General features: G+C 69.9%; 18 protein-coding genes. 11 read left to right on the forward strand and 7 right to left on the reverse strand.

All coding sequences use genetic code 11. From position 1 onward, the window contains the following. Positions 1-231: 231 nt before the first annotated feature. On the forward strand, positions 232-1,581 hold the full coding sequence (locus AS25_RS02445) for a VWA domain-containing protein (protein WP_035960917.1): 1,350 nt from the start codon (positions 232-234) through the stop codon (positions 1,579-1,581). Between the two features lie 23 nt (positions 1,582-1,604). Here AS25_RS02445 and AS25_RS02450 read toward each other — a convergent pair whose 3' ends face one another. Next, positions 1,605-3,716: a glycoside hydrolase family 15 protein gene (locus AS25_RS02450; RefSeq protein ID WP_035960918.1), complete on the reverse strand. Its 2,112-nt coding sequence runs from the start codon at positions 3,714-3,716 to the stop codon at positions 1,605-1,607. Positions 3,717-3,828: 112 nt separating this feature from the next. Between AS25_RS02450 and AS25_RS02455 the strand changes: the two genes are divergently transcribed. Beyond that, positions 3,829-5,247, forward strand: a complete 1,419-nt coding sequence (locus AS25_RS02455) for a glucose-6-phosphate dehydrogenase (protein ID WP_035960919.1) — start codon at positions 3,829-3,831, stop codon at positions 5,245-5,247. A gap of 98 nt (positions 5,248-5,345) precedes the next feature. On the opposite strand, the gene AS25_RS02460 is transcribed toward AS25_RS02455, so the two are convergent. Further along, entirely contained in the window at positions 5,346-8,954 is a 3,609-nt protein-coding gene (locus AS25_RS02460) for a bifunctional proline dehydrogenase/L-glutamate gamma-semialdehyde dehydrogenase (RefSeq protein WP_035960921.1), read from the reverse strand. A gap of 134 nt (positions 8,955-9,088) precedes the next feature. After that, entirely contained in the window at positions 9,089-11,179 is a 2,091-nt protein-coding gene (locus tag AS25_RS02465; protein ID WP_035960922.1) for a glycoside hydrolase family 15 protein, read from the reverse strand. A gap of 151 nt (positions 11,180-11,330) precedes the next feature. Here AS25_RS02465 and AS25_RS02470 point away from each other — a divergent pair, with 151 nt between their 5' ends. From AS25_RS02470 to AS25_RS02495, 6 genes are all read left to right on the forward strand, one after another. Then, entirely contained in the window at positions 11,331-11,600 is a 270-nt protein-coding gene (locus AS25_RS02470) for a hypothetical protein (RefSeq protein WP_035960923.1), read from the forward strand. A 94-nt stretch (positions 11,601-11,694) separates the two neighbouring features. Further along, on the forward strand, positions 11,695-12,177 hold the full coding sequence (locus AS25_RS02475) for a DUF805 domain-containing protein (RefSeq protein ID WP_052160638.1): 483 nt from the start codon (positions 11,695-11,697) through the stop codon (positions 12,175-12,177). Between the two features lie 45 nt (positions 12,178-12,222). After that, positions 12,223-12,531: a hypothetical protein gene (locus tag AS25_RS02480; RefSeq protein WP_156960866.1), complete on the forward strand. Its 309-nt coding sequence runs from the start codon at positions 12,223-12,225 to the stop codon at positions 12,529-12,531. 94 nt (positions 12,532-12,625) lie between these two features. Continuing rightward, the gene (locus AS25_RS02485) at positions 12,626-12,943 is read left to right on the forward strand and encodes a metal-sensitive transcriptional regulator (protein WP_035960928.1); all 318 of its coding nucleotides are present in this window, start codon (positions 12,626-12,628) and stop codon (positions 12,941-12,943) included. An 86-nt stretch (positions 12,944-13,029) separates the two neighbouring features. Further along, entirely contained in the window at positions 13,030-13,239 is a 210-nt protein-coding gene (locus tag AS25_RS02490; RefSeq protein ID WP_035960929.1) for a heavy-metal-associated domain-containing protein, read from the forward strand. Beyond that, the gene (locus tag AS25_RS02495; protein WP_035960930.1) at positions 13,226-15,685 is read left to right on the forward strand and encodes a heavy metal translocating P-type ATPase; all 2,460 of its coding nucleotides are present in this window, start codon (positions 13,226-13,228) and stop codon (positions 15,683-15,685) included. The genes AS25_RS02490 and AS25_RS02495 overlap by 14 nt, the downstream gene beginning before the upstream one ends. A gap of 113 nt (positions 15,686-15,798) precedes the next feature. Here AS25_RS02495 and AS25_RS02500 read toward each other — a convergent pair whose 3' ends face one another. From AS25_RS02500 to AS25_RS02515, 4 genes are all read right to left on the reverse strand, one after another. Beyond that, the gene (locus AS25_RS02500; RefSeq protein ID WP_035960931.1) at positions 15,799-16,248 is read right to left on the reverse strand and encodes a hypothetical protein; all 450 of its coding nucleotides are present in this window, start codon (positions 16,246-16,248) and stop codon (positions 15,799-15,801) included. Between the two features lie 80 nt (positions 16,249-16,328). Beyond that, positions 16,329-16,970, reverse strand: a complete 642-nt coding sequence (locus tag AS25_RS02505; RefSeq protein ID WP_253270443.1) for a hypothetical protein — start codon at positions 16,968-16,970, stop codon at positions 16,329-16,331. Positions 16,971-17,033: 63 nt separating this feature from the next. Further along, positions 17,034-18,704 (reverse strand): aminotransferase-like domain-containing protein, encoded by a 1,671-nt coding sequence (locus AS25_RS02510; protein WP_052160639.1) that lies wholly within the window; start codon positions 18,702-18,704, stop codon positions 17,034-17,036. Next, on the reverse strand, positions 18,701-19,873 hold the full coding sequence (locus tag AS25_RS02515) for an ATP-binding protein (RefSeq protein WP_035960933.1): 1,173 nt from the start codon (positions 19,871-19,873) through the stop codon (positions 18,701-18,703). The genes AS25_RS02510 and AS25_RS02515 overlap by 4 nt, the downstream gene beginning before the upstream one ends. Positions 19,874-20,050: 177 nt before the next feature. On the opposite strand from AS25_RS02515, the gene pdxS reads away from it, so the two are divergent. From pdxS to AS25_RS02530, 3 genes are all read left to right on the forward strand, one after another. Further along, positions 20,051-20,980 carry a pyridoxal 5'-phosphate synthase lyase subunit PdxS gene (gene pdxS, locus AS25_RS02520; protein WP_035960934.1) on the forward strand — a complete coding sequence of 310 codons (930 nt, stop codon included), beginning with the start codon at positions 20,051-20,053 and terminating at the stop codon, positions 20,978-20,980. A gap of 78 nt (positions 20,981-21,058) precedes the next feature. Continuing rightward, the gene (locus tag AS25_RS02525; RefSeq protein WP_035960935.1) at positions 21,059-21,307 is read left to right on the forward strand and encodes a ribbon-helix-helix protein, CopG family; all 249 of its coding nucleotides are present in this window, start codon (positions 21,059-21,061) and stop codon (positions 21,305-21,307) included. Then, positions 21,301-21,645: a type II toxin-antitoxin system PemK/MazF family toxin gene (locus AS25_RS02530; RefSeq protein ID WP_035960936.1), complete on the forward strand. Its 345-nt coding sequence runs from the start codon at positions 21,301-21,303 to the stop codon at positions 21,643-21,645. The genes AS25_RS02525 and AS25_RS02530 overlap by 7 nt, the downstream gene beginning before the upstream one ends. Positions 21,646-21,650: the final 5 nt, after the last annotated feature.

Below are 21,650 nucleotides of genomic sequence, written 5' to 3' on the forward strand. Positions count from 1 at the left end.
TCGTCGTACGAACCGTTCATGACGCATCCAGGCGACGGAACCACGGGCCCGGCACCCGCCCCGCGTGACGGCGGACACGTTACGTAGCCGTGTTTCCCGGACGGGGGCGTTCGGACGCGATACCGTTCTGACATGGGGGTTCAGCGCTGCGCGCTGACGAATTCCACGCCGTGGGGGCGGCTGAGCGTCGAGCCTCAGCATGCGTGGCGAACGAGACGGGGGAACACCGACATGACCGATCCTGGTAGGCCGCGGGACCGTGCCGCGCATCGCGCCGAGCGCAGTGGGCCGAGCAGCAAACTGCTGTTGTGGGCGGCACTCGCGATGGCCGCGCTGTTGCTTCTCGTCGCGGCGATCTTCTGGTTCCCTCGCAACGGCGACGACGCCGCGAGCGTCTCCCCGACCGACGGCGCCGGTTCCGGCGCGGCCACGGGAACGGGCGCATCGGGTGAGGCGAACGACGACGCGCAAGCACCCGTCGTCGTCGGCCACGCGAACACCCGAGCGGGCACCTGGTCCGCCGTGCTCGCGGACCCGGCCGTGGAGCTCGGGCGCCCGAGCGAGGACGCGGGGACCCGCGGGCTGATCTCCCGGGCGTTGTGGGAGGCCCAGGACGACCGCGCGAACCGCAGCGCCACGGACGAGGCGCTCAAGCTGCGCGCGCGCACCGAGGGCGACGCCGCCCCCGTGCTCGCGGCCCCGGAGCGGTTGCAGCAGCTCGCCGATCACCCCTCCCCCGAGGCTCCCGCGTCCCCGGAGAACGCTGCGGTCGCCGCGGGCGCGGCGTCGGGCGGCCCGCAGCCGAACGCGACCGTGGTGACCCGGGCGCAGTGGGACGAGTACCACTCGCAGCACCCGGACACACCCCTCGTGGCGAGCACCCCGGGAGACCGCCCCGCCGCGGACTCCCCCGCGGTGGACGACGACGCCCTTAAGCAGGCCCTGGGGCAGTGGGCCCACCTGGCCGAGCCGTTCCACGCGCTCGTGGCGATCGACGTGTCCGGGTCCATGGGCGCCCCGGTCTCCCCGGACGGCGCCACCCGCATGGACCTCACCAAGGCCGCGGCCACCACCGCCGTGACCCTGTTCCCGGAACACGACGCGCTCGGGGTCTGGGCGTTCGGCCACCGGCTGGACGGGGACAAGGACTACCGCGAGATCACCCCCGTGAGGGAGATGTCCGCCCCAGTTGACGGCATGACCCAGCGGGAGCGACTGGCCCAGGACGCCCAGGCGCTGAGCTACGTCCCGAAGGGGTACACCGGCCTGTACGACACCACGCTGGCCGCCTTCCGCAAGGTCCTGGACGACGACGCCCCGGACTCCCTCAAGACCGTGATCATCTTGACCGACGGCATCGACCAGGACCCCGATTCCCAGGGGTTGGACCACCTGTTGACCGCGCTCGAGAGCGAGCAGGACCCGAGCAACCCCGTGCGCATCATCACCGTGGGTATCTCCCAGGACGCGGACGAGGACGTGCTGCGCCGGATCTCAGAAGCCACCGGGGGCACCTCCCACATCGCACGCGCGCCCGAGGACATCCAAGAGGTGTTCGTCCAGGCGCTCACGGGGGCGTGAGCCCGCGCACCCGAACCGCACGGTCAGGCAGTTGCCGTGCCCACCCGGGAGACCCGATCCTGACCCGACCGCTGCGCCCGCAACAGGGCGTCCGCGGCGCGGATCAGTCCCAGGTGACTGAACGCCTGGGGGAAGTTGCCCGCCAGACGGTGCTGAGCGACGTCGTACTCTTCGGAGAGCAAGCCCAGGTCCGAGGCGAAACCCACGGTGGTGCGCATCAACCGCTGGGCGTCCTCGATGCGCCCGGAACGTGCGTACTGCTCGATGAGCCAGAACGTGCAGATCAGGAACGGGTACTCCCGCCCGGACAGCCCGTCCATGGACGTGCCCGAATCGGTGGTGCGGTAGCGCCACACCTGTCCCTCCTCGCCCTGCAACTCGTGCTCGATCCGCTCCACGGTGCGCAGCATCGCGGGGTGGTCGGGCGCGATGAACCCGGTCTGCGGCAGCTGCAGGAGGGAGGCGTCCACCTCCGTGTTGTCGTAGGTCTGGGTGAAGTACCCGAGGTCCCGGTTGTCCCCCTTCTCCCAGATCTCACGGTGCAGACGATCGCGCATTCGCTTCCAGTGCGCCACGTCCCCCGTGAGCCCGTGTTCGGTCACGGCCCGGATGCCCTCGTTGAACGCGGCCCACATCATCACGCGGCCGTGGGTGAAGAAGTGGGGCTCCCCGCGCATCTCCCAGATCCCGTTGTCCGGTTCGTCCATGCGCAGCTCGCAGAAGCCCAACAGGTTGCACTGCAGACCCCACGAGTAGTCGTTCTCGGCCACGTCCGCGTCCCGCAGGGTGGCCAGCGCCATCATGACCTCGCCGGCCACATCCGCCTGGTACTGCTCCACCGCGCCGTTGCCGATCCGCACGGGCCGGGAGTTCTCGTAGCCGCTGAGGTGATCCAGCTCCCGTTCCGCGAGGTCCCGGCGCCCGTCCACGCCGTACATGATCTGCAGTTGTTGGGGGTCCCCGGCGACGGCGCGCAGCAGCCAGTCGCGCCACAGCAGCGCACCGTGCGTGTGCCGGTGTTCCACGAGCGCCTGGATGGTCAGGGCCGCGTCCCGCAACCACGTGTAGCGGTAGTCCCAGTTGCGCTCGCCCCCGAAGTCCTCGGGCAGTGCCGCGGTCGCGGCCGCCACGATCCCGCCGGTGCGGGCGTGGGTGAGTCCGCGCAACACGAGCAGGGAACGGGAGACGGCGCCGTCGAACTCGCCGTGGGACTCCACGTCCGAGGCCCAGTCGCGCCAGAAGTCCTCCGTGGCCCGCTGGGCGCTGTCCGGGTCCGCGGGGACGGGCAGCTCCTCGTACGAGTGGCTCCACGTGAGCACCCAGTCCAGGCCCTCGCCCTCGTGCAGCGTGAACCGGCCACGGTGCCCCCGGCGGATCCCCTCCACCACGCGGATGTCGCTGCCGGGATCGTGCTCACGGTGCAGCACCTCCACGGGGTTGCCCCCCGCGTCCTCCTCGTACGGTTCCAGGTCCGGGCCCGTGAGCAACAGGACGTCCGGACCGGCCACCGCCAGCAACCCGTGGTCCGCGCGGGACGTACTCAGCGCGATGCGCGCGGAGATCTCCCGCAGCAGCTTCTTGAAGTCCGGGTGCCGGCCGTGCTGCTCGCCGACTGTCGTGATTTCCGGGTTCGACGCCGCACGGCCGGGTTCCTCGGAGGTCCCCACCGGGTGGGGTTCGGTGGCGGAATCCCCCAACCGCGCCTCGTCCGGGTGCTGGGGGCGGTGGTTGCCCAGCTGCACGCGGCGCACCCACGGGATGACCTTGCCGTAGTCGAAGCGGAACCGCAGATCGTGTTCCACCTCCGCGGTGCCCTCGAGACACGTGACGCGCCGGATCAGGTCCCCTCGGTCGTCACTGGGCGGCAGGAAATCGGTCACGCGCACCCGCCCGGTGGGGGTTCGCCACTCGGTCTCCAGCACGAAGGTGTCCGGGACGTAGCGGCGGGAGACCACGTGTCCGTCCACGGCGCTGAGTTTCCAGCGCCCGTTGCTCTCGTCGCCCAGCAGGGCGCAGAACACGGCGGGTGAATCGAAGCGCGGGAAGCACAACCAGTCCACGCTGCCGTCCCGGGACACCAACGGTCCGGTCTGCAGGTCCGCGAGCAGTGCGTAGTCCTCGAGCGGGGTACTCATGGGCTCATTGAACCACCGCCCCGTCGCGCCCGTCAGCGCCCGCTGGTTAACACGTGCGACCCCGCGGGTGGGCACCCGTGACACTCCTGATCCGGGGGCATACCGTGAGGGCATGGAAGACATCAAGACCCTTGTGATCCTCGGCGGTTCCGGAGACCTCTCGGCGCGCCTGCTGCTGCCCGGCCTCGGAAGCCTCCTGCACCTGCAGCCGGAACGGGAGATGACCGTGATCGGCGCGGCCCTCGGCGAGTTCCCCGGCCCGCTGGGTCCGGACGACGACGTCCGTGGCGAGGACTGGCCCTCGACCGTCGCCAAGGCGTTCGCGTCCGTGGGTGCCTCCGGGCCCTCCGTGACGCACGCGCAGGAGACCACGCGCTGGGTCGACTGCGACGTGAGCGAGGCGTCCGACATGAGGTCCCTGCTCGACGACGTCGAGGGTCCCGTGTGCCTGTACTTCGCCCTGGCGCCGGCGATCACCCGCAAGGCGTGCGAGACGCTCGCGAGCCTGGAATCACTGCCGGACGGGCTGTACCTCGCGCTGGAGAAGCCCGTGGGGACCGACCTCGACTCCGCGCGCTCGCTCAACGCGCTCGTGGGCACCCTCGTGGACGAGGAACACACCTTCCGCGTGGACCACTTCCTGGGCATGCCCGGGGTCCTGGACATCGCCGGGCTGCGCTTCGCCAACCGGATCCTGGAACCCGTGTGGAACCGCGAGAACGTGGAGTCCATCGAGATCGTCTTCGACGAGACCCTGGGCCTCGAGGGCCGCGGTGACTTCTACGATGCGACGGGTGCGGCGCGGGACATGCTGCAGTCCCACCTGTTGCAGGTCATGGCGTTGACCATGATGGACCCGCCCTCGCGCTTCGACCCCGTGGAGGTCCCGGCCAACACCGCCCACGTCCTGCGGGCCACGCGGCTGTGGGACCAGGAATCCGCCCGGCACTCGGACGACGCGCACGAGATCACCCCCGTGGTGCGCGGGCGCTACACGGCCGGCACCGTGGGCGGTCACGACCTGCCGGACTACGCCTCCGAGAAGGGCGTGGACCCGTCCCGCGAGACCGAGACGTTCGCCCAGGTGACCCTGGAGGTGGACACGTGGCGCTGGAGCGGTGTCCCCGTGACCCTGCGCTCGGGCAAGGCGATCGGCAACCCCGCGCAACACATCCGCGTGAACTTCCGCAAGCCCCCGCACTCCTACCACGGCTGGCCGCAGCCCACGGCGGCGGACGCCCTGTCCGTGGGGTTCGAGGAGGAACACGTCCAGCTCGAACTCAACGTGGGCTCGCCGTACGACTCCCGCGGGATGAACCGGCTGACGCTGTCCAGCGCGACCCCCGAGCCGGGGCTCACGGCCTACGGCTCGGTGATGCGCTGGATCATGGCCGGGGACCCCACGTTCACCGTGCGCGCGGACGCCACCGAACAGGGCTGGCGGATCATCGACCTGATCCAGCACGCGTACGACACCTCCGCGCCGCTGCGCGAGTACGCGGCGGGTTCGGGGGGTCCCGTTTCGCTCTGAGAGCTCGCTTGCGAGAGGGTGCCACCGACGGCGCGAGCCGCGTGACCGATGATCGGTCACGCGGCTCGCGCCATGTCAGCGGATGCCCCGGAAGGGTCTCACCGGGACAGCTCGTCCACCACCCGTTGCATGGACTGGCTGTGGTTGCCGAAGCGGTGCATCGTGATGGACACCGCTTGCTCGTGGAGCATGTACATCATCTCCACCCGACCGGAACCCACCACGTGATCCGTGATCAGGGCGATGTCCGGGTGTTCGGCGCGCACGGCGTAGAGCTCGCGCAGGTCCTCATCGGTCCCGCCCCATGGTGAGATCACGCGGACGCGAGCGCCGTGGCGGACGTCCAGAGCGGCGTCGTCCAGGGCGTCGATGTCCGAGAGCTGACCGAGCGGGCCCAGGGAGCCGGTGCCCAGGGCGTGCGCGAAGTCGGCGTCGGACGCCGGGTTGAGGACGGACGCGAAGAGCCCGTGCACCGCGTGCGGCAGGGACTGGGCGGCGCTGAGGACCACCTGCGAACCCGAGCGCACCGCGGCGAGACCCACGCGCAGGACGTCCGTGAGGGACGCGCCTTCCTGCGCGCGCACCACCACGGTGCGGGGGCGGTAGCGGAACAGGTTGGCCTCGCTGAGCAGGGCCGTGGGGTCCTTGACCTGACCGAACTCGCGCTGCCACTCGGACTGGTCGGACTGCGCGGCGCGGCGCAACCACACGAGGTCCTCGTCCGAGACGAGTGGCGTGACCGAGTCCAGCGCGCGGTGCACGCGGGGGTCCAGGACCCACGCGCCGGCCGCGCCGCGATCGGTGCTCGTGGACGTGAAGCCCGCGCGCGTCCACCGACCCAGGGTGGCCAGGTAGTTGGGACCGCCCGCCTTGGCGCCCAGGCCCACGGACGAGCGCTTCCACCCGCCGAACGGCTGGCGCTGCACGATCGCACCCGTGATCCCGCGATTGACGTAGAGGTTGCCCGCCTGGACGGTGTCCACCCAGCGCAGGATCTCGTCCGCGTCCAGCGAGTGGATGCCCGCGGTGAGCCCGTAGTCCGTGGCGTTCTGCAGTTCCACGGCGTGGTCCAGGTCCTCCGCGGCCATGAGCCCCAGCACGGGCCCGAAGCACTCGGTGAGGTGGAAGAAGGACCCCGGCTTCACACCGGTGCGGATCGCGGGACGCCACAACCGTCCGGTGTCATCCAGCTGCTTGGGCTCGATCAGCCATTCCTCGCCGGGTTCCAGCTCGGTCAGCGCACGCAGCAGCTTGTCGCCGGGCTGCTCCACGGTGGGGCCCACGCTCGCCTGCAGGTTCACGGGCCAGTCCACGACCATGGAGGACGCCGCGTCCACGAGCTGGCGGCGGAACCGCTCGGACGTGGCCACGGACCCCACGAGGATCCCGAGCGACGCCGCGGAGCACTTCTGCCCCGCGTGACCGAACGCGCTGGACACCAGGTCCCACACCGCCTGGTCGCGGTCCGCGCTGGGCGTGATCACGAGCGCGTTCTTCCCGGAGGTCTCGGCCGTGAGGGGCCGCTCGGGATCCCAGGACGCGAACAGCTGCGCCGTCTCGTACGCGCCCGTGAGCACCACGCGTTCCACGTCCGGGTGGGAGATCAGCTGCTGACCGGCCTCCCCCTCCACGGGGGCCACGAGCTGCAGCACGTCCCGGGGCACACCGGCCTCCCACAGCGCCTCACACATGGCGGTGGAGCAGCGCCGCGATTCGGGCGAGGGCTTGTGGATCACGGCCGAACCCGTGGCCAGGGGCGCCACCGTGGTGCCCGTGGGGATGGCCAGCGGGAAGTTCCACGGCGGGGTCACCACGGTCACGGCGTGCGGCACGAAGTCCCCGCCGTCCACGGCGGCCAGCTCGAGCGCGCGCCGCGCGTAGTAACGGCAGAAGTCCACCGCTTCGGAGACCTCCGGATCGCTCTGCTCCAACACCTTGCCGGTCTCCGCACCGGCCACGGCCATGAGGTGACCGCGGCGCGCGGCCAGGATGTCCCCGGCGCGGTTGAGGATCTCGGCGCGCTCGCGAGCGGGCGTGGCGGCCCACCGCTGCCCCGCGGCCTTGGCGGTGGCGACGACGTCGTTCACGGCCTCGACCGCATCCCCCGAGTTCTCCTCGACGTCCCGCAGCAGCTCCGGGACCGCCAGCGATTCGTACCACTGCGGGTCCCCGATGCGTTCGGCGATCTCCTCCGCCCACTTCTGGTTGGCGGGGACGGAGACGTCCGTGTCAGGTTCGTTGCGGAACGGCTCGTCCAGGGGGATCGTGGGGGTCTCCCCCGCGGTTTCCGCGCGGCGGTCCTGCACGCGCCGCGGGTCGAGCGCCTGGGGATCGTCCTCGAGGTCCGCGAGCGCCGCCCGGAACCGGGCCTCCTCGCGCTGGAAGACCCAGTTGTCCGGGCCCAGATCGAAGATCCCGGACATGAAGTTCTCGTTCGCGGAGTTCTCCTCGAGCCGGCGCACCAGGTAGGACACGGCGACGTCGAACTCCGCGGGCTTGACCGCCGGGACGTAGAGCAGCAACTGGCCCACGTCCTCGGAGACGGCGTCGCTCTGGTTGGTGGCCATGCCCTGGAGCATCTCGAACTCGATGCGGTCGGTGACACCGCGTTTCGCGGCGAGCAGGTGGGCGAACGCGATGTCGAAGAGGTTGTGTCCCGCGACCCCCAGGCGCATACCGCGCATGCGCTCGGGGTGGAACAGCCACGAGAGCACGCGCTTGTAGTTGGTGTCCGTGGCCTGCTTGGACTCCATGGTGGCCAGCGGCCAGCCGTGCATCTCCGCGTCCACGTTCTCCATGGCCAGGTTGGCACCCTTGACCAGGCGCACCTTGATCTGGGCGCCGCCGTCCGCGACCCGGCGCGCGGACCACTCCGAGAGGCGTTCGACGGCGCTCAGCGCGTCCGGGAGGTAGGCCTGCACCACGATGCCGGCCTCGAGGTTCTTCAGCTGGGGCTTGTCCAGCAGCCGCTGGAAGACCTCCAGGGTCAGTTCGAGGTCCGAGTAGACCTCCATGTCCAGGTTGATGAACATGGTGCCCGTGCCCTTGGTGGCCGCGGTCTCGTACAGCGGCAACAGCCGCTCGACCACGCGCTCGGCGGTGCGATCGAAACCCCAGTGGGACAGTTGCGGCACCACGGAGGAGACCTTGAGGGAGACGTAGTCCACGTCCTCGCGGCGCAGCAGGCCCTCGGCGTCCGCGAGGTGCTTCTTGGCCTCGTCCTCACCGAGGACTTCCTCGCCCAACAGGTTGATGTTGAGCCGGTGCCCGTGCAACCGCAGGGCCTTGACGGACTTGCCGAACGGGCCGGGGCGGGCGTCCACGACCATGTGTCCCACCATTTGCCGCAACCGGGTGCGCGCCGCGGGGACCACCACGGAGGGCAGTACGCCGGACAGCGCCGTGCCCGCCTGGATCTGAGCCCGGTCCGCGGCGGGCATGGACTGGGGGGTCAACTTCGCGATGTCCTGCAGGGCCTTGGCCGCGGCCTTGGTGTCCTCGGTGCGGACCACGCGGTCCACGAATCCCACGGTGAACTCCAACCCGTTGGGGTCCTGGAGCACGGCGGCCAGTCGGTCCTCCGCGGGGTTCTTCTGGGTGTTCTTCCGCTGGTTCTCCTGCGCCCTGAGCAGCCACGTGCGCACGAGGTCCACGGCGGGATCGGCGAGGGCGTGAGGATCGGTTCCGGTATTGACGGTGCGTGCCATTGCAGCGCCTCCAAAGTCTCGGCCCGGGAAAGGTGCCGAGGCACTCCCTCGGCCACCAGCCGAGTCTCACCGGGCCCGGCGTGGCTGGTCCTCACACGCTATCGTGATCCCCGCCACGGCGAAGAATCGCCGGTCTACGATCGGTCGGACTCCGCCTGCAGGATGTCCAGCACCCGGATGAGGTTCAGGTGGCCCTCCACCTGCGGGAAGTTGCCGGTGGCCCGGCGCTGGGACGGCGAATAGGTGGAGGGCAACAGACCCAGCTCGTTGGCCGTGCCGAGCACGAGGTCCGTGAGCCGCGTGGCATCGCCCGTGTGACCGCACAGCGCCAGCTGCTCGGCCAGCTGCAGGGTCGCGGACACGGACGGCACCGACTGCCCCGCGAAACCGTCCTGACCGATCGAGGACGCGAACGCCTCGGCGTCGTCCAGGTCGGTGAGCTGCGGGAGGTTGCGGTAGCGGTGCAGCAGCCCCGAACGGTCCGTGAGCTCCTTACGGATGCGCGCCACGGTGCCGAGCATGCGTTCGTCGTCGTAGGCCACGAAACCCACCGTGGGTAGCTGCAACAGGGAGGCGTCCACGTCCGTGGAGCCGTAGTACTGCACGAACGAACCCACCTGGGGGTCGTAACCGTTGGTCCAGATCTCGTGCGCGAGCTGGTCCCGGTGTTCCTCCCACGTCTCCACGTCCCCGGGCAGCCCGTGGATCCGCACGGCGTCCACGCCGGCCTGCAGCGCGGCCCACATCATCACGCGCGAGTGCGTGTAGTACTGGGGTTCACCGCGCATCTCCCAGACGCCCTGGTCCTTCTCCTCGTAGTTCGCCACGACGGCGCGCAGCAACGCCTGCTGCAACGGCCAGGACAAGTGGTCCTCCTGCACGCCGCGCCGGCGCAGCATCTCGAAGACCCGCAGCACGTGACCGGCCACGTCCGCCTGGTAGTGGTTGCCGGACGCGTTACCCTCGCGCACCGGTCGCGAACGCGCGTAACCCGGCAGGTCCACGAGGCGTTCGCGGATCTGCCCGGAGCCGTCCAGCGTGTAGATGTTGGAGGGGTTGTCCACGTCCCCGGCCACGGCGCGCAGCAACCAGTTGCGCAGTTGCGCGGCCTCCCGGTCGTGGCCGTGGTCCAGCATGATCTCCAGCGCGGAAGCCGCGTCCCGGGGCCACGCGTGGCGGTGGTCCCAGTTGCGTTCCCCGCCCAGCACCTCCGGCACGGACGTGGTGTCCGCGGCGATCAGTCCGCCCGTGGCCTGGTGCATGAGCCCGCGCACCACGAGCAGGCTGCGGCGGATGATGTCCTCGGGGGCGTCCTGGGTGCTCGTGAAGTGCACCGTCTCCTGGGCGTCGGCGTCCGCCGGGCGGTCCCCGTGACGCCCCACGTCCCGGCCGGATGCCGGCTCGCCCGCGTCTCGTCTTTCCGTCGACGACGCCGCCCACGCGCCGTCGTCCCCGTCCTCCGGGAGCTCGGGGTCCGCGGTGGGGTCCGTGAGCGGATCGTACGGTTCGTACAGATCCGTCCACTCCTGCCACAGATTCAGCGTGGCCGTGAGGGTCTCGTTGACGTCCACCGCTTCCGGCGGGACGCCGTGGGACGGGAACCACGTGAGCGTAAAGTCCCTGGTCTGGCCCGCGGCCACCGTGAAGGAGCCCGCGTGGCGGCGCTTACTGCGGTCCGGGTCCGCCTCCGGCAGCGGGTCACCGTGGAACACCACGGAATCGGGGCCGGCCATGCCCACGAGCACGGACTCCGCGACCGCACCCTCCTCCGATTCCTCCTCGAGGACGTCGAAGCGGCTCAGCCACGGGACCGACGAGCCGTAGTTGAAGCGCAGCCGCAGGTCCTGGAACATCTCGACCTCGCCCGTGAGCCCCTCGACCCGGCGGATCAGTTCCGTGCGGGAGTTCAGGGGCATGAAGTCCGTGACCCGCACCGTGCCGGTGTCCGTGGTCCACACGGTGTGCAGCACGAACGTGTTCTCCGCGTAGAACCGCTCCACCGCGGTGACGCCGGGCAGGGAAAGGTCCACCGCGGCGTCGTCGTTGACCGCGCAGTACGGTGCCAGCAACCAGCGGCCGTGGTCCGGGGTGCCCAGCAGCGCCGCGAACAGCGCGGGCGAGTCGAAGCGCGGGACGCACCACCAGTCCACCGAGCCGTGACGGGAGACCAACGGCCCGCTGCGCATGTTGGAGAGCAGGGCGTAGTCCTCGATCTTGGAAGCCATGGACCCAGAATCCCATAAACGCCCCCGGCGGCTCACGCCGGGCGGAGGGTTCCGTGGCGGCCCTGGTACGCGGCGGTCCCGGCTGATTGAATGAGCCATCGATTCCACGGCCCGTGACGATCCACCGGCCTCGACGTGACGGGGAGGCTGCATGGCCAGGGGTGAGGGAAAATCCACGCTCTACGACCTCGCGAGCACTATGTGCTTACTGGGGGCGGTCTTCCTGTACTTCTTTTACCATCAGGTCGTCCTGGCGGTGCTCGCAGTGGTCGCCTCGTTCATGCTGAGCCGCTTCTCCGGGCGTGCTCTGAAGGACGGGCGGATCGACGAGGCCCTCGAGGCGAAGGCCGCGTACGACCGGCTGCACCCGGAGGAAGCCGCCTCGGAGGAGGAGCGAAACACCGATCCGCGGGACCGGTGATGGGGGAAGTCTGGCCGGATGGCCACTGTGTTCGGTGACGTTGCGCCGCTAACGTGGTTTGTTCGTTGTCCGCGTTCCCGACAGGAAGAACCCCATGACGTACCCGGCTCAGCCGCTCCCCCGCTCGACCCAACCCGGTGAGTCCGTGGGGCCGCTCGGCGCGGTCCGCAACTACGTGCGCAAGGGTTTCCGGTTCTCCGGTAGGGCGTCCCGGTCCGAGTACTGGTGGGTCGCCCTGTGGACGGTCGTGATCTCGCTGCTGATGGAGCTGGGCAACTTCCGGTTGCCCGATAAACCGGGGGGATCGAGCGCCCTGGGGTTGATTCTGGCATTGCTGCTCTTCGCTATCTCGATCTTCGTGGTCATCTTCAGCCTCTCGCTGTCCGTGCGGCGGCTGCACGACATCAATGCTTCCGGGTTGTGGGTTCTGCTGATGTTCATCCCGTTGCTCGGCCATCTGGCCCTACTCGTGATGGCGGCGTTCCCACCCAATCCGCGGGGCGCCCGCTTCGACAACCAGACGATTCCCAACGGGACGCCCGCAGCGGCCCACGACCGGGGGCAACGCCCGGTGTGAGCGCGGCCGTCGCCGTGAACTGAACCCCAGGAAGAGGTGTTCCCCATGCTCCCCGCCCTCCTCGCCATCGCGGGGTCCGTCCTGTTCTTCTACGCGACCCACGTTCTCAGTCGCGCCAACCCGCACTCGAAGATCCCGGCGTGGATAGGAAACCCGCCGGTTGTCCCGGACAGAGTTTTCGCATGTCGCTTCTTCGGGATGGGGTTCCTGGTTTTCGGCGCCATCCAGGTGGGCACAGCCGTCTGGTACTGGGGTCCTGTGCTCATCGTCGTGCTGATGATTCCCTCCGTCGTGCGCATGGCGCTGCACAACCGCAGGGTCGCCCGGTCGGCAGGCACTCGACCCACCGGGTAGCCATCCGGTTTACGGATTGGTGAGGCCCGGACCCCGGTCGGTGCTCCTCAGCGACCCTCTTGACCCATACCCCCCTAGGGTATAATTTGGACCCATGAGCAGCCCCGAGACCCCCACCCGCGGGTACACCCAGGACAAGGCGGCTTATGCCCGCCGCCTCAAGCGCATCGAGGGTCAGGTGCGCGGTGTGCAGCGGATGATCGACGAGGACACCTACTGCATCGACGTCCTCACCCAGATCTCCGCGATCCAGTCCGCCCTGAAATCCGTGAGCCTGGGGCTCATGGAAGAGCACCTGGGTCACTGCGTCAAGCACGCCGTGGAGGCCGCCCACGACTCCGGGGACACCTCGGACATGGACGCCAAACTCGCGGAGGCCAACGCCGCGATCGCGCGGCTCGTTAAGAGCTGAGCGGGCGCCGTCGGCCCACGCCGCGGCCACCAGGACTTCGGGCCGTACGGCCCGGCAGGAGAATCACGAGCATCGAGGAGAACCCCATGAACACCACCGTCAACGTTTCCGGCATGACCTGCGGACACTGCGTCGCCTCCGTGAAGGAGGAACTGGCCGAGGTTCCCGGTGTCACCTCCGTGGCCGTGGACCTCAACGCCGGCGGCGTCTCCCCCGTGACCATCGAGAGCTCGCGCGAACTGACCTCGGACGAGATCTCCGCGGCCGTGGAAGAGGCCGGGTATGCCGTCGTCTGAACCGGCCATTGCCGAGCCGCAGGTGCACGGGCCGCTGCGTGATCTGGACCTGCAGATCACGGGCATGACGTGCGCGTCCTGCGTGGGGCGGATCGAACGGAAGCTACGCAAGATCGACGGCGTGGATCCCGCGGTCAACCTGGCCCTGGAGTCCGCGTCCGTCAAGGTCCCCGGGGACGTCTCCGACGAGCAGATCCTGGACACCATCCGCAACGCCGGTTACGGCGCCGAGATCACGGGTGGGGATCGCGTCCAGCGGGCCTCCGCTCCTGCCGAAGCGCCCGGACAAGCCGACGACGCCGCGCGGCCGGGTAGGCGGGCTGCGGCGTCGTCGTCCCGTTCAGCGGCGGGAACGAACGGCGCCCCCGCGAACGGCGCATCCCCCGAGGGGAATGCGACCACCGCGCAGGACGACGAGGAGGCCCGGCGGGCCGAGAACGAGCACCGCGACCCCGCGCTCGAAACCACTCCCGCGCAACGGCGCATGAGCGACCTCAAGAAGCGGTTCATCGTGGCCGCGATCTTCTCCGTGCCGGTCTTCATGATCTCCATGGTCCCCGGCGCGCAGTTCCCCCACTGGGGCTGGGTGGCCGCGCTGCTGACACTGCCCGTGGTGACCTGGGCGGCCTGGCCGTTCCACAAGGCCACCGCCGTGAACGCGCGCCACCTCTCCACGACCATGGACACCCTCGTGTCCCTGGGCGTGGCCGCGGCCTACCTGTTCTCGCTGGGCCACCTGCTCGTGGAACCGGACATGACCGCCCACGCCCACCCGGGCATGGCCATGGACATGTCCAGCCACCAGCTGTACTTCGAGTCCGCGGCCATCATCACCACGTTCTTGTTGCTGGGCCGCTGGCTCGAGGCGCGCGCCAAATCCCGCTCGGGTGAGGCACTCAAGGCGTTGCTGGACCTGGGCGCTCAACAGGCCACCGTGGTGGATCCGGGCGGCACCGAACGCACGGTGCCCGTGTCCGAACTGCGCGTGGGAGACACCTTCACGGTGCGCCCGGGCGAGAAAATCGCCACGGATGCCGTGGTCGTGGAGGGCGAATCCGCCGTGGACGCCTCCATGCTCACCGGGGAATCCGTTCCCGTGGAGGTGGGCCCGGGTGATGAGCTCACGGGTGCCACCGTGAACACCACGGGTCGCCTGCTGGCGCGAGCCACGCACGTGGGCGCGGACACCGTGCTCGCCTCCATGAGCCGCACCGTGGCGCGCGCGCAGGCCACCAAGGCCCCCGTGGCGCGCCTCGCCGACCGGATCTCTGCCGTGTTCGTGCCCGTGGTCATGGGTATCGCGGTGCTGACCTTCGCGATCTGGTGGCTCGCGTCCGGGGACCTGAACCATGCGTTCGTCGCGGCGGTCTCCGTCCTGGTGATCGCGTGCCCGTGCGCCCTGGGTCTGGCCACCCCCACGGCCATGCTGACCGGGACCGGACGTGGCGCCCAGCTGGGCATACTGATCACCTCCGCGGAGGTCCTGGAGGACACCCGCTCGGTGGACACCGTGGTGCTGGACAAGACCGGGACCGTGACCCACGGGGACATGGCCGTCACCGCTGTGACCCCGGTGAACTCGTGGTCGCGGGATCAGGTCCTGGACCTGGCCGCGGCCGTGGAGAGTTACTCGGAACACCCGATCGCCCACGCGATTACCGCAGCCACGCCCCACCGCTACGAGGTCTCGCGCTTCGAGTCCGCCCCGGGTGGCGGCGTCAAGGGGTACGTCCCGGACGGCATGAACGCGCGCGCCGTCGTGGTGGGCCGGGAGTCCTGGCTCGCCCAGAACGGGATCCGGCTGACCGCGGACGAGTCCGAGGCCCTGCGCCGCGCGCGCGAGGACGGGTTCACCACCATCCTCGTGGCCGTGGATGGCCGTGTGGCCGGGTTCATCGACCTGCAGGACACCGTGAAGGACGAAGCCCCGGCCGCGATCGCGGAACTCCAGCGTCTTGGCCTGCGCCCGGTACTGCTCACGGGGGACAACGCCGCGGTGGCCCGTTCCGTGGCCGCCCACGTGGGGATCGCCCCGGAGGACGTGATCGCGGATGTCACCCCGGACGGCAAGGTCCAGGCCGTGGAAGAGCTGCAGTCGCAGGGCCGCGTGGTGGCCATGGTGGGCGACGGCGTCAATGACGCTCCCGCCCTGACCCGCGCGGATCTGGGCATCGCCATGGGTTCCGGCACGGATGCGGCCATGCAGGCCGCGGACATCACCGTGGTGCGCAGTGACCTCACCGCCATCCCGCTGGCGATCAGGCTCTCCCGCCGGACGTTGCACATCATCAAGTCCAACCTGTTCTGGGCCTTCGCGTACAACACCGTGGCCATCCCGGTGGCGGCCCTGGGGCTGTTGAACCCCATGATCGCGGGCGCCGCCATGGCGTTCAGCTCGGTGTTCGTGGTGCTGAACTCGCTGCGGCTGAAGCGGTTCGCGCGCTGACGAGCCGGCCGAAGGGCCGCACGACACGAGTCACGCGTTAAGAAAGCGAGGCCCCCGGGGAACCACTGGTTCCCCGGGGGCCTCGCTCTGTCCAGGAGTCTTACGTGCTGCGGTCAGCGAGCGCTCGAGCCCGGCTCCTCGCCCTTCGTGTCCGGGCGCACGCGCTGGCCGAACTGGGGTTCGTCGGTGGTTGCCGCCCCCGCGGCACCGGCGGTACCGGACGACGTCGCCCCCGAGCCCTCCCCGCGCGCCTGCTCGGCCTGCCTGCGGGCCTTGTTCTCCGCGTAGAGCTTGGCGGAGGAACGGTTCACGCCGGTGCCCTGGCCGAGTTCTTCCGCGTTGGGCTTCTCGAGCAGCATGAGGGTCGCGCACACCACCACGGAGGCGATGAACGCGATGCCCGCCGCGATCAGGCCCAGGCCCACCCGGGCGGCGTTGTCGGTGCCACCCGCGGCCACCACGGACACCACCACGAAGGCCACGACCGCCAGAACGGCCGAGATGATCAGAGGCCCCTTGATATCGGTTCTGCGCCGGCCGTTGTGCTCAGTGCGCTGGGCCACGTGATTCCTCCTGGCGGTGGTCGGGGTGCGGGGCGGGGGTAGGGGATCCGCCCGCGAGTTCAACGTGTCAGTCTACGCGCTCAGGCCGTACGGCCCGGGTCCGTCAGGGCCTTGTCCGCTGCCCGCGCATCGTGGCGCAGGCTCAGTGCGGCGATGAGCTGGGTGACGCCGATGATGATGGCCGCACCGCCCACCACTCCGAGTTCAGCCTTGGTCCCGAGGGTCTCCACGAGCACCATACCCATGGCCGCGAACACGGTCACCACGCCGCACAGCGTCCAATCACGGCCCAGCGGGAACTGTCCGCGGAAACGCATGCCCAGCACCAGTTCGGTGATCCCGCACAGGCCCAGGATCACGGCGGAGAACAGGACGAAGAGCCAGTCACTGCTCGCGACCACCGCGGTGAGCACACCGCCCAGGACGTACAGCACACCGTAGGACTGCGGGATGTTCCGGCTCGGACCCAGGTCCACGTCCTCGCGACGGTTCAGCCGCAGCTGCAGGAAGATCGCGGAGACACCCGTTCCCACCAGGAAGAACGCCATGACCCACCGGCCCGCCCCGAGGGACGGCTCCTGCCAGAACACGGTCACCGCCGCGAAGATCAGCGCCACCACGGCGCGCAGCAGGGTGGGTCCCCACAGGTCGTGGCGCACATCGGCCCCGCGGGACCTGCCGCGGTCCTGCCCGCCGTGCGGTGCGGAAATCTGTTGGGGCACGCCGAGAACTCCTGAATCAGCCGGGGATGTCCCGCCCAGTCTAACGAGCTTCCCTGGACGGGTTCAGGGCTCTCCCAGCACCTCCCGCAGCAGCCGGGCCCCGCGTTCCACGTCCCGGTCCGGCGCGGTCAGGCCCAGCACCACCCCGCCCCGTTCGTCGACTCCCCGGCCCGCTTCCGCTTCCGCTTCCGTTGACGACGCCGCTGCCCCACCACGTTCACCACCCGCGCGGCCCTGCCCCGTCCAGTACTCGCCCAGGGCACCCACGAGGACCCCGCGGCGTCGTGCGCGCTCGATCGCGGCGGTCTCGTCCGGGACGGCGAGCACCGCGTGGGCACCGCCGGCCATGGGCAGAACGCTCACGTGCGGGAGGTCGCCGAGGACATCGGAGAGCAACGAGCGGCGCCGTCGGAAGGAGCGGCGCATCCTGGCCGTATGGCGCTGGAACTCCCCCGTATCCATGAACCGCGCGAGCGCTTCCTGGGCGATGAGCGAGACGGGCGAACCCAGCTCCGCGCGCGTGCGCTCGAGGTCCGGGAGCAGGGAATCCGGGGCCACGAGGTGCCCCACGCCCACGGAACTGCCGAGCACCTTGGCGAAACTGCCCAGGGTCACCACGGTGTCCCGGGCGGTGTCCAGCGCCCCGAGGGCGGGCAGGGGTTGGGCGCTGTGGCGCAGTTCGGAGTCGTAGTCGTCCTCGAGCACGAGCGCGCCGTGCTCACGGGCCCACGCGAGCAGTTCCATGCGACGCGTCACCGGCATGGTCCCGCCCAGCGGGTACTGGTGACCGGGCGTGAGCACGATGGCGTCCGGCGCGGGTGCGACGTCCCAGCGCCCCGCCCCGCCCCACCGGCCGCTGGGCAGCTGTTCGGGTACGAGACCGTGCTCGTCCACCCCCACCGGCAAGGCGATGTGCCCGAGCGCCCGCACGACCCGGCGCAACGCGGGGTACCCGGGATTCTCCACGGCCACGCGCAGTCTCCTGCCGCGCGCGAGCCCCAGCACCCGCAACGCGAGCTGTAACCCGTCCCGCACACCCGCCGTGACGAGGATGTCCTCGGGGGAACGGACGATTCCCCGATTGAGCCGCAGGTAGTCCGCGAGGTGGTCCCGCAGATCGGTGCGCAGGGTGCGTCCCGTGGCGACGCCGCTCGCCGCGTCCCGCCACGCCCCGCGCCACGCGGGGGTGTCCAGGGACGTGATGGCGCTCTTCCCCGGGCGCAGGTCGATCACCTCGGGCCGCGCCGCGGACCGACGGGCCGTGCGCGGTGAAGGGGGCGCGGGCGACGTCGTCAAGGCGGGAATGCGCGCAACCGGCATTCCAGGGCGAGGCGACGTGGGGGTGGAATGCTGTCCGACGCGGGGCGACGCCGCGGCGTCGCCCCCGGGTGCCGGGCCGGACGGGCGGGCCCGGTGAGCCTCGGCGGTCGTAGCGACAGCACGGGCGACGGGCCCTGTACCGCGCCGCATTTCCAGGTGCGGGGTGATCCGCGTGGCACCGCGATCGGCCACGAGGTAGCCCTCACCCGCGAGGACGTCCCACGCGGCGGTGACCGTTCCGCGCGAGATCCCCAGCCGGGCGGCCAATGCGCGGGACGAGGGCAGGGGGTCGCCGGGGCGCAGCACCCCGCGCGCCACGAGCTCGCGGATCTGCCGCACCAGCTGCTCCCCCAGACCCGTGCTCGCGGTGCGATCGACGGTCAGGGGGAGATCGGTGTCCCTGGCGTGCCTCATTCCCGGGACTGCCGTGCGATGAAGCCGGCCATGCCGGGAACGGTGAACGCCACCTGACCGTGATCGGGAGCGTAGATCATCCCCTTCTGGATCAGTTGCGCTCTCGTGGGGCCCAGGCTGCTGGCCTTGGTACCGAGCCGGGCTGCGAGTTCACCCGTGCGGGAGGGGCCCGCGCCGTCCACCGCCATGACGCTCATGTACTCGCGCTCCTTGGGCGTCGCCCTGCCCCAGCGGGCCGGAAAGAATCCGGAGTCCAGTTGCGCCCACCCCTTCTCGATGGCCACCCTCGCGTCCTCGACCGTGAACGGCGTGGTCGGTGCGACTTCCCACACCGCTTTCCCGAACTCCTGGATGAAGTATGGATAACCGCCCGAGGCCGCGACGACGGCGTTCAGCGCCTCGGTGTCGAAGTCCGCGCCCACGTCCTTGGCCGGGCGTGCCACCGCGTATCGCGCCTGCTCCGGGTCCAGCGGCCCGATGACCCGGTAGTCGAAGAGTCTCTCCGCATAGCTGCGTGTGGCGCTCAGGATCGTGGGAAGGTTCGGCAGACCGGCGCAGATCACGTAGAACGGCCAGTCGCGCTGGCCCGCGATGTGCTGGACCGTGACGATCGCGCTCATCATGTCCGGGTCCAGGTCCTGCATCTCGTCGATGAACAGGCCGAACGCGCTGTGCTGCGCCTTCAAGGGTTCGCTGAGATCCTCGACCAGCTCCTCCAGATCGATGTCGATCCGGCCGGACTGCGCCCGCACGGGATGAAGATCGACACTGGCCGAGACACCGCTCGCCCCCACGGAGACACTGAAGGACTGGATGGTCTTGAGCGCATCAGCGAAGAGCTGACCGGGATGACGGCCGAGATGACGCCGTGCCGCCACCACGAGTTCCCGGGCGAACCTGTCCCTCACGTCCTGCCTGCCCCGCGCCTCCGGTCGCCCCTCCAGCTGAACGGTGAGCCACCCGTGATTGTCCGCGTGAGCACGCAGGACGTTGAGCAGGACGGTCTTGCCGACTCCTCGGAGACCCGTGAGCACCATGCCCCTGTTGGGGCGGTGGAGCTTGGCGCGCGCGATCATGAGGTCGAAGGCGGAAACCTCTGCCTCCCGGCCACTGAGCACCTTGGGACGCAGCCCGGATCCGGGGCTGTAGGGGTTGGCTGCGAGGTCCATGTACCGAAGTGTAAGGCACTATACGAATATTCTTATACTTACTTAGACTTCGATAGCGTCTCAGTCAGCCGCTGTCGAGAGACGCGGAATGAATGCCGAACGTCGCCTGAGTGGACCACTACATTTCTTCGATTTTGGCTCTGTCACTAGACCACCCGCGCCGCCAGGATGGAGGCCATGACCGAAACCTTGCAGACCTCCGCCCAGAACCCCACCCCCGTGACCGGATCGCGCCTCGTCAAGCGCGGCCTGGCGGACATGCTCAAGGGCGGTGTGATCATGGACGTGGTCACCGCCGAGCAGGCCCGGATCGCCGAGGACTCCGGGGCCGTGGCCGTCATGGCGCTCGAGCGCGTTCCCGCGGACATCCGCTCCCAGGGTGGCGTGGCGCGCATGAGCGATCCCGATCTGATCGAGCAGATCATCGACTCCGTCTCCATCCCCGTGATGGCCAAGGCGCGGATCGGGCACTTCGTGGAGGCGCAGGTGCTCGAGCACCTCAAGGTGGACTACATCGACGAGTCCGAGGTGCTCTCCCCCGCCGACTACGTCAACCACATCGACAAGCACCGCTTCAACGTCCCGTTCGTGTGCGGTGCCACCAACCTGGGTGAGGCGCTGCGCCGGATCACCGAGGGCGCGGCCATGATCCGCTCCAAGGGTGAGGCCGGCACGGGGGACGTCTCCGAGGCCACCAAGCACATCCGCACCATCCGTGCCCAGATCGCCGAGCTGCAGGGGCTCTACTCCTCCACCCCGGACGCCCTCTACGTCAAGGCCAAGGAACTGTCGGCTCCGTACGAGCTCGTGGCGGAGGTCGCCCGCACGGGCAAGCTGCCCGTGGTGCTGTTCACCGCCGGGGGCATCGCGACCCCCGCGGATGCCGCCATGATGATGCAGCTCGGTGCGGACGGCGTGTTCGTGGGCTCGGGCATCTTCAAGTCCGGCAACCCCGCCGAGCGCGCCCGCGCGATCGTGGCCGCGACCGCTTACTACGACGATCCCGCCCGCATCGCGGAGGCCTCCCGCGGACTCGGCGAGGCCATGGTCGGGATCAACGTGGCCGATCTGCCCGCACCCCACCGCCTCGCGGAGCGCGGCTGGTGAGGTGCCGCTGGGCGGCGGGTTCGCCCCGCTGACCCGCGATCCTCGGAATTTGGTATAAAAAGTTATACCCTTGGTTCCATGAAGACAGCGATCAGCCTCCCGGACCAGGCAGCCCTGCGCTTCGACCGGATAGCCCAGCAGTACGGGATGTCGCGGTCGGAGTTCTACCGGCGCGCCGCCGAGCACTACGCGGACACCTTGGCGGATGCGGACCTCACGGCCCAGATCGACGACGCGATCGAGGCCGTGGGGCAACCCGGTGAGGACTCCACCGAGCTGCGGCGCGCCGCCAACGCGCGCCTGGCCGAGGCATCGGACGAATGGTGATCCGGCGCGGACTCGTGTGCTGGGTGGATTTCGGCGAGCCTAGGGGCAGCGCTCCCGCCAAACGGCGCCCCGCCGTGGTGGTCCAGTCCGACCGCTACAACGCGTCACGGATCTCCACGGTGGTGATCCTGCCCATCACGTCCAATACCGCCCTGGCACGACACCCGGGCAATGTCTTCCTGCCGGCATCCGCTTCCGGGCTGCCGAAGGATTCAGTCATCAACGTGTCCCAGCCCATGACCGTGGACCGTTCCGACCTGGAGGACACAGGCTTCGTCCTTCCCGACAGCCTGATGCGCGCGGTCGATGCGGGCCTTCGGCGGGTAGTGAACCTGTGAGGATC

It is taken from the genome of Kocuria marina (assembly GCF_000786655.1).
Classification (GTDB): Bacteria; Actinomycetota; Actinomycetes; order Actinomycetales; family Micrococcaceae; genus Kocuria; species Kocuria marina_A.